The sequence below is a fragment of the Brunnivagina elsteri CCALA 953 genome (assembly GCF_002289455.1).
In the GTDB taxonomy this organism is placed as follows: domain Bacteria; phylum Cyanobacteriota; class Cyanobacteriia; order Cyanobacteriales; family Nostocaceae; genus Brunnivagina; species Brunnivagina elsteri.
On the sequence record NZ_NTFS01000019.1, the window covers coordinates 26,985 to 33,688 of the forward strand.

Genomic DNA, 6,704 nt, shown 5'->3' on the forward strand with positions numbered 1-6,704 from the left:
GTCGGAAGTCAGAAGTGAAAACCTTTATATATTGCTGTAAATATTTCGTCCGTACAGCAATCATGTTTAATTTACTAATTCCCAATTAAAAAAATTATGAACTGGCATCTTTTAGGAATAAGCTTTATTACAGTTTTTTTATCTGAGTTAGGCGATAAAAGTCAACTAGCTGCGATCGCACTTTCGGGGCAAGGAAAGTCTAATCGTGCGGTATTCTTTGGTGCAGCAGGTGCATTGTTATTAACCAGCTTGTTGGGAGCATTAGCTGGAGGTGCGGTTGCGGAGGTTTTACCAACGCGAATATTGAAAGCAGTTGCAGCAGTCGGATTCGCAATTCTCGCAATCCGGTTATTGTTTTTTAATAACGAAGAAGAAGTCATAGAACAAAGTGTTACTTCCCAAGAAGAAATCAAAACCTCCCCTTAGCAAGGGGAGGTGCCACAATGACTAAAAAGATTGTGGAAACAACTACTTAGAATCGGAATGTAGTTCTGACAACTCCCGTATAAATTGTGTCATTGTTGCTATTATGTTCAGGATTAAAGATAACAATTAAACCTGGTGTAATTGAGAGGTTGGGATTAACTTGATAACGGTATAACGCTTCCAAATGGAAAGATGTATCGCTATCTTCGCGACGATTGGTGGTAGGAGTTAGGACAGCAGGACCAAAATCATTACTCGTCACTTTCGGGGGCTGCCCAAAGATAATACCGCCTAAGTTACCCTTTTTACCTAAGTCAGGAAAAGCTAAAGTGACAGCCCAATTCCAAATATCTGCTTTATCACCTTTGTTGACCACATTTGTTGTGGAATTAGTACCGGAACTAGTTTCAGCCTTGGCTTCAGTATACCCACCCCAACCGGAAAGGACAAATTTTGGGCTGAAGCGATAACTGGCTTCTAAACCATATTGATTACTCGAAGTTGCGATCGCAGCACCAAAGGGAGTGTTCGCAAAAGCGCTACCATAGCTTCCTGAAACCGTAACATCTCCAGCAGCACCACTTAGATAAGAATGTCCGTAGGTTAGAGCTAGAGTTGCATCTTTATTCGGCTGAAATGCCAACTGTGCCAAAGTCCCATAACTACCATCAAATAACCCTTTACCTGCACTGGGGTCATTTCCTCTTCTAGCAAGATAACCCGCAGATAAAGTGACAGTATTGCTTAATTTGAAGTTAGCACTGACTCCTGAACCAATATTCTGACCGGAACCAGTATTACTGACGCGGTAGATGGGAGAAAAACGACCCATTCGGGAAAGCGAACCGATGGGAGTAGATGACAGTAAAGGGTTGACGGTATTGAAGTTGTCGTAGAATTCCCCACCAATAGCATCGACGATGACGTTGAGTTTATCACCAACAGGAAAGCGGTAGTATAACTTACCAAGTTGGACACTATTATCAGCATTATTTGTCGTGTCCCACGATGTGCGGGTCATGTTTGTACCCGTAACTGCTCCACTAAAAGCAGTAGTGTTGTTCGCTTCCAAACGGGTAAATAACTGGTCTTTCCCTGTGAAGCTAGAAATTAAGTTTAGACGAATGCGATCGCTCAGAATTGCGTTGTCTTGCAATTTAGAACCAGCAGCACCAAAAGCTGTGGCTTTCCTTGCTTCTCTAACTGTTGCATTCGGTGCAGCGTCTATATTTCGCCATTGGTCAGAGTTTAGCGCTCTATCTCCACCAAATACACCTCCAAGACTGATAATAACTTCAGCATTCAGCTTGGTAGTAGTGGAAAATTGCTGACTTTCAAGAACTGCTGTCCGTACTTCTAAAGGATCGATTCTTCCCCGCAGTTCAACGAGTCCATCGGCAAATTCTTCTGACAGTTTTTGCAGTTCTACTAAGTCTTCTTTTTTGACTAAATCAGCCGTACCCGTGGCAATTAGTTCGTTGACTCGATTCAAACAAGCATTCAAACCTGCTGCAAATTCATAGCGAGTTAATGCTCGGTTGCCTTTGAAAGTACCATTTGGATATCCAGCAATACATCCATAGCGCTCAACCAGCGATTGTAATGCTTGAAATGCCCAATCTGTTGGTTGTACGTCTGATAGCTGTGAAACCGATGTCACCTGTCCAATTGGTGATGTTGAGTCTTTTGTCTTGTTATCACCAGAAAGCTGGGAGACGGGGGTTATTTGGCTAACCGTGGGTTTGACATTGCGATCGCTATAGTCTCTAATTTGCTGTAGTTGTTCGGATACATTTCCCTGGGTTTCAATACCAACTTTTTCGCCCAACTGCAATTGTGACGGCTGAGTATTTGCTTCTGGGATGGGATTTGCAAATGCAGCACCAGCAGAAATCCAGCTTGCGGCAAACAAAAAAGGCGCAATCCACAAAGAATTCCGGAGAATATTAGACATTTACCTCACACCTCTACTCTATTTAAAATACAACCAACTTTACTGGTAACTTATTCTACTACCAAACAAGTTGGTAGTACAGTGTGAATAATTACTCCCGAACAAGCTTTAAATTTTTGGTGTCATGTTCGGTTCTGGCAAATTTCCGGTGCTTCGCACCATCATTCCAGTGGACTACCACCAATACCTAACTCTTTCTTGGTACGTTTTAACTGTTTCCAAAGCATTTTCAGTTGTGCATAAGCTTCTTCTGGGGGTAGCTTGCCAGATGTTTCCAAATTACAGATGTAACCTACCCTCTGGGAAAATTCTTGTAAATTGGCATCGAAAACAAGATGCTCTGGGCTAAATTTACCGTGATAGGGGTAACGAAGGTAGAGAAAATTATTTAGATTGATGGGAAAGTGAGATTCTTCTAACATGACTAGTTCTTTTGATGTACGCTTTGCCAATCTATTTTGTCTAAATACAAATTTGATGCGATCGCACTTTTTCAAACTCGAAAAATCTACTCTAACAAACGGCGTTTTTGCCGCAGTTTCAACATCACCAAGATTGCCCCACTAGCAACAAAACCAGGAACAATCGATGGTTCGGGTACTTGAGTCACTACAAATGAAAGTTTGTCAGCATAGGCATCATTAACACGTCCACGCACATAATTCATGTTCAAAGTAACATTAACTTGTCGCGAACCGACAGGAAGAATACCTTGAGTAGATTTAAATAATAAACCTGTGGTATTGTTTCTTTCCTCTGGAGTTGGTGAAGCAATACTTGTTTTACCCAGAGACAAACCATCTTGATTTAAAAAGTCAAGACTCAGCAGTACATTGTCTGAGTCAGTTGTATATCCACCTAACCAAGCACCCAAATCATAAGCACCTTTACCTGTATCAACAATTGCAGCCAGATCAGTCAGATTTAGTAATTGAGAACCACTCGAAGAACTTCGATTGGCACCACCAAAAAACAAATTTTTACCGCGATTCTCTGCTCCAGGGCTGTTAGCATCGGGAAGTCCACTAACACGCACTGTTTGTCCAAGATTATTGACAAACTCAAAACCACTTGCTCCGTAGCAAAGGACACTAAAGCTACCAGATGTTGTCCAAGCAGGAATACTAGGAATGGCAGAGCCTACAGCATTTCCAACTGCATCGCAAGCACCTTGCTCACCATTGCCATTTACTATGAGGTTTTTACCTAGCACTGCGTCTTTAGTCGTCGTAGCGGCATAGAGAGCATCATGGATAAGCAAATTTAATGATAGTCCTGTTATTAAAACAACTCCAGTTCTAGCAATGTTTTGAACTAGATGTGAGAAGATATTTTGCTGATTCATATTTTCTAATTAATCGGTATATACCAACTTTAATGGTAATAATTTTACACCCAACTATATTGGTAGTATTGTAGCGACAGTTACAGATTTAGTTTTTCCATATGTGGGATTGCCAAAATTAACTTACGTTTGTGTTTTTGCAGCTTTCCTTCAGACTCAAACTAGGCTGTTGACTTTGTGGGTTTTTAGGCGATTTTGCGGAAAATTATCCGTGTTATTTTTTGTTCGTGGGAAAACGNCTGNNNNAGCCGTTTTCCCACAAAAGTAGTAAACACATTTTCTGCATGAAGTCTTATGGGCAAAAGGGTACAAAGTTAACAGCCTAGACTCAAACTCTTTTAGCATCCGTGTCACAGTAACGCGGGTTGTATTTAACACATCGGCGATTTCTTGATGGGTGATACCCAATTCAATCAACTTTCCCTGTTCTAATTTACGACCAAATTTGTTGCTTAACCAGACTAAAAATTGCCAGATATGTAGAGATACCCGCTTGCAATTGACAATACTCATTAATTCCTCTAACTGTTGAATATGCGATCGCAGTGCATCAAGATTTTGAGTTAATTCCTCAAGGGGAATCAGAACTACTTCCACATATGTCAGGCACTCTAAATGATATGGTTGAACTTTAGACAGGGGATAGCCAATGATGTCACCAACTCCCCAATAACCCAAAGTCACAGATGTTCCATTTTCGTCCAAGGTGATTACGCGAACAGTTCCCCGTTCGATTTGCTACAATACATAATCCTTTACAGAGATGATTTCGCGACGTTCAAAGAAGCGTTGTCTAATTGCGATGGGGGAAACCCCACCATTCGCGATCGCAACAGATGATTTTGTTTGGACTGTAGTTTTGTTCATTAAATCAATACCAACTTTGTAGGTGCAAATTCACCATAATGGTTGGTATTAATTGTGTGCTGTAACTGTCGATACTTAATTTAGAATTATTTATGTTTAATTTTAATAGTAGTACTGTTACGAAAATCAAACCAAAAATATCAATGCTTAGAAAAGCAAATCAAGCTGTGAATGGGGGATGTTGCTTGCAAACTCTCAAACCTGTTGCCAAGAGCAAGAAACGTACAAAATATCTGAATATTCCCACAACTTGATGTAACTGCATTTACTCGATTGCGATCGCAATATCTGTAGACTTAATCACAGCATAGGCTTCTTCCCCGACAGCAAGTTCAAGTTCTTCGGCAGAGACTTGTGTAATCACGGAAGTTAACTTAACTCGATGGATAATCTCCAAAGTCACCTCACAATTAACTGCTCCAGAGACAATTTCTGTAATTACACCTTTAAGCAGATTGCGGGAACTAACTTTTAATGCTTTCTTGGGAATGCTAATTTCTACCCCAGGAGAAAAATTATCAGCATCAAAATTATTAACACTTGGTTCTTGCTTAGGAGATTTTTTTCGACTTTTTTTAGTTTCCTGTGGAGGATTTTCAGTCTCAAAACTTTGTTCCGCTTCGGTTGGTAGTGGTGGTGAAGAATGCTTACCCAAAGTCCTTACCATTTCCCGTAAAATCTCAGTTTTAGTGCGCTGAGACTGTTGGCAGAACTCCTCTAGAATTTTCCGCTCTTCCTCTGAAGTTTGAAATGTGACCCATCCTTGTTCTTTTCTTGGCATAAATGTTACCAAGTTAATTGGTAATTTTGTTGAAAGTTGGTAATATAATACCAAGTGTTAATTTTACGAGAAAATTCTCCCGCAAGCAGGCTTTGTTATGAACAGAAGACGTTTTTTTGCTTTCGTTGGTGCAACGGTTGCCAGTTTGTTGTTGACAATAAGCTTGCCGTTGCTGACTCCTTCCACCTCGACTGTGGTGGCACAGTCAAATGCTAGTTTACTAGTATCTACTGCCGCCAGTTTAAAAGACGTAATGGAGGAAATTAAAACCAACTACCAACAAAGTAAGCCAGGAATTACCATCAATTATAATTTTGGCGCTTCTGGTGCTTTGCTGCAACAAATCCAGCAAGGTGCCCCAGCTGACATTTTTATCTCTGCTGGTAAAAAGCAAGTAGATACTTTGGAGCAGTCAGGAAAACTGGTTACTGGCACTCGCAGTATTTTAGCAAAAAACCGTCTGGTGTTGATTGTCCCCAAGAGTACCGTTGGTGTCACCAGTTTCTTTAGCTTGACAAAAGACAGTATTAAGAAAATTGCCATTGGTGAACCCAGAAGTGTGCCAGCAGGACAATATGCCGAACAAGTTCTGAAAAAGTTGGGTATTTACGAAAAAGTGAAGGCGAAATTTGTCTACGCTAATAACGTGCGTCAAGTTCTAGCTGCTGTGGAAGCTGGAAATGCTGATGCAGGTTTGGTTTATCGAACTGATGCCAAAATTTCTAATAAAGTCAAAACGGTGGTTGCGGCAGATGAGAAATATCATTCACCTATTGCTTATCCAATGGCAGTGTTGAAGCAGAGTAAAAATGTTGCTGCTGCGACGGAGTTTGTTCAGTATTTATCTAGCGAACAGGCTAAAGCTGTTCTGAAGAAATACGGGTTTCTTTTGCCTTAAGTCCCAAAAATACCGACAGACAGAGATTTTAAATCTCTGTCTAATAGGGAAAGTCCTCTAAAAGAGGACTAAATTGCAAGCTTTCATATCTCTTCCCTTTCATAGTCGTCTTTAGACGACTTCAGCTTTTAGACAGGGATTAGAAATCCCTGGCTAATCTGTAAACGATTTAAAAATTGACTAATATAGAACCCCTCTCCAACCTCTCCCCTTATTAAGGATGTTGTTGGCGAATTAATGATGGGTCGAACCCCATTTTCCTCGTTCCTTGCCTCTGGCAAGGAATGCAGCGATTGAGGCTCTGCCTCAAATCTAACTGGAGGCAGAGCCTCCAAAAGCGCGTTACCAGGCTGGAGCTAGGCTGTTGACTTTGTGCCTTTTTAGGCTATTTTGGTTCATACAGTTTCTGTGTCGTCCACTAAATCAGAAAATA

At 40.8% G+C, this 6,704-nt stretch carries 8 protein-coding genes; 2 read left to right on the forward strand and 6 right to left on the reverse strand.

The features are described from left to right. Nucleotides 1-96 precede the first annotated feature (96 nt). Complete coding sequence (locus CK510_RS03195; RefSeq protein ID WP_095720315.1) at nucleotides 97-426, forward strand: TMEM165/GDT1 family protein; 330 nt, start codon at nucleotides 97-99, stop codon at nucleotides 424-426. Between the two features lie 46 nt (nucleotides 427-472). On the opposite strand, the gene CK510_RS03200 is transcribed toward CK510_RS03195, so the two are convergent. From CK510_RS03200 to CK510_RS03220, 6 genes are all read right to left on the reverse strand, one after another. Further along, a complete protein-coding gene (locus CK510_RS03200) occupies nucleotides 473-2,380 on the reverse strand; it encodes an iron uptake porin (protein ID WP_245911825.1) in 1,908 nt (635 codons plus the stop codon). A 161-nt stretch (nucleotides 2,381-2,541) separates the two neighbouring features. Beyond that, entirely contained in the window at nucleotides 2,542-2,802 is a 261-nt protein-coding gene (locus tag CK510_RS03205) for a DUF7219 family protein (protein ID WP_095720321.1), read from the reverse strand. 86 nt (nucleotides 2,803-2,888) lie between these two features. Further along, nucleotides 2,889-3,725: a PEP-CTERM sorting domain-containing protein gene (locus CK510_RS03210; protein WP_143289207.1), complete on the reverse strand. Its 837-nt coding sequence runs from the start codon at nucleotides 3,723-3,725 to the stop codon at nucleotides 2,889-2,891. Nucleotides 3,726-3,881: 156 nt separating this feature from the next. Beyond that, nucleotides 3,882-4,238 (reverse strand): helix-turn-helix domain-containing protein, encoded by a 357-nt coding sequence (locus tag CK510_RS03215; protein ID WP_444876491.1) that lies wholly within the window; start codon nucleotides 4,236-4,238, stop codon nucleotides 3,882-3,884. 225 nt (nucleotides 4,239-4,463) lie between these two features. Then, on the reverse strand, nucleotides 4,464-4,592 hold the full coding sequence (locus CK510_RS34195) for a hypothetical protein (protein WP_342745924.1): 129 nt from the start codon (nucleotides 4,590-4,592) through the stop codon (nucleotides 4,464-4,466). 265 nt (nucleotides 4,593-4,857) lie between these two features. Further along, nucleotides 4,858-5,373, reverse strand: a complete 516-nt coding sequence (locus CK510_RS03220; RefSeq protein WP_095720316.1) for a TOBE domain-containing protein — start codon at nucleotides 5,371-5,373, stop codon at nucleotides 4,858-4,860. A gap of 97 nt (nucleotides 5,374-5,470) precedes the next feature. Between CK510_RS03220 and modA the strand changes: the two genes are divergently transcribed. Continuing rightward, complete coding sequence (gene modA, locus CK510_RS03225; protein WP_095720317.1) at nucleotides 5,471-6,271, forward strand: molybdate ABC transporter substrate-binding protein; 801 nt, start codon at nucleotides 5,471-5,473, stop codon at nucleotides 6,269-6,271. The last annotated feature ends 433 nt before the right edge of the window (nucleotides 6,272-6,704 follow it).

Excerpts from the sequence above, each read along its gene's own strand:
- CK510_RS03195 (WP_095720315.1), top strand. The coding sequence starts at position 97 with ATGAACTGGCATCTTTTAGGAATAAGCTTTATTACAGTTTTTTTATCT.
- CK510_RS34195 (WP_342745924.1), bottom strand. The coding sequence starts at position 4,592 with ATGAACAAAACTACAGTCCAAACAAAATCATCTGTTGCGATCGCGAAT.
- CK510_RS03220 (WP_095720316.1), bottom strand. The coding sequence starts at position 5,373 with ATGCCAAGAAAAGAACAAGGATGGGTCACATTTCAAACTTCAGAGGAA.
- CK510_RS03200 (WP_245911825.1), bottom strand. The coding sequence starts at position 2,380 with ATGTCTAATATTCTCCGGAATTCTTTGTGGATTGCGCCTTTTTTGTTT.
- CK510_RS03210 (WP_143289207.1), bottom strand. The coding sequence starts at position 3,725 with ATGAATCAGCAAAATATCTTCTCACATCTAGTTCAAAACATTGCTAGA.
- CK510_RS03205 (WP_095720321.1), bottom strand. The coding sequence starts at position 2,802 with ATGTTAGAAGAATCTCACTTTCCCATCAATCTAAATAATTTTCTCTAC.
- modA (WP_095720317.1), top strand. The coding sequence starts at position 5,471 with ATGAACAGAAGACGTTTTTTTGCTTTCGTTGGTGCAACGGTTGCCAGT.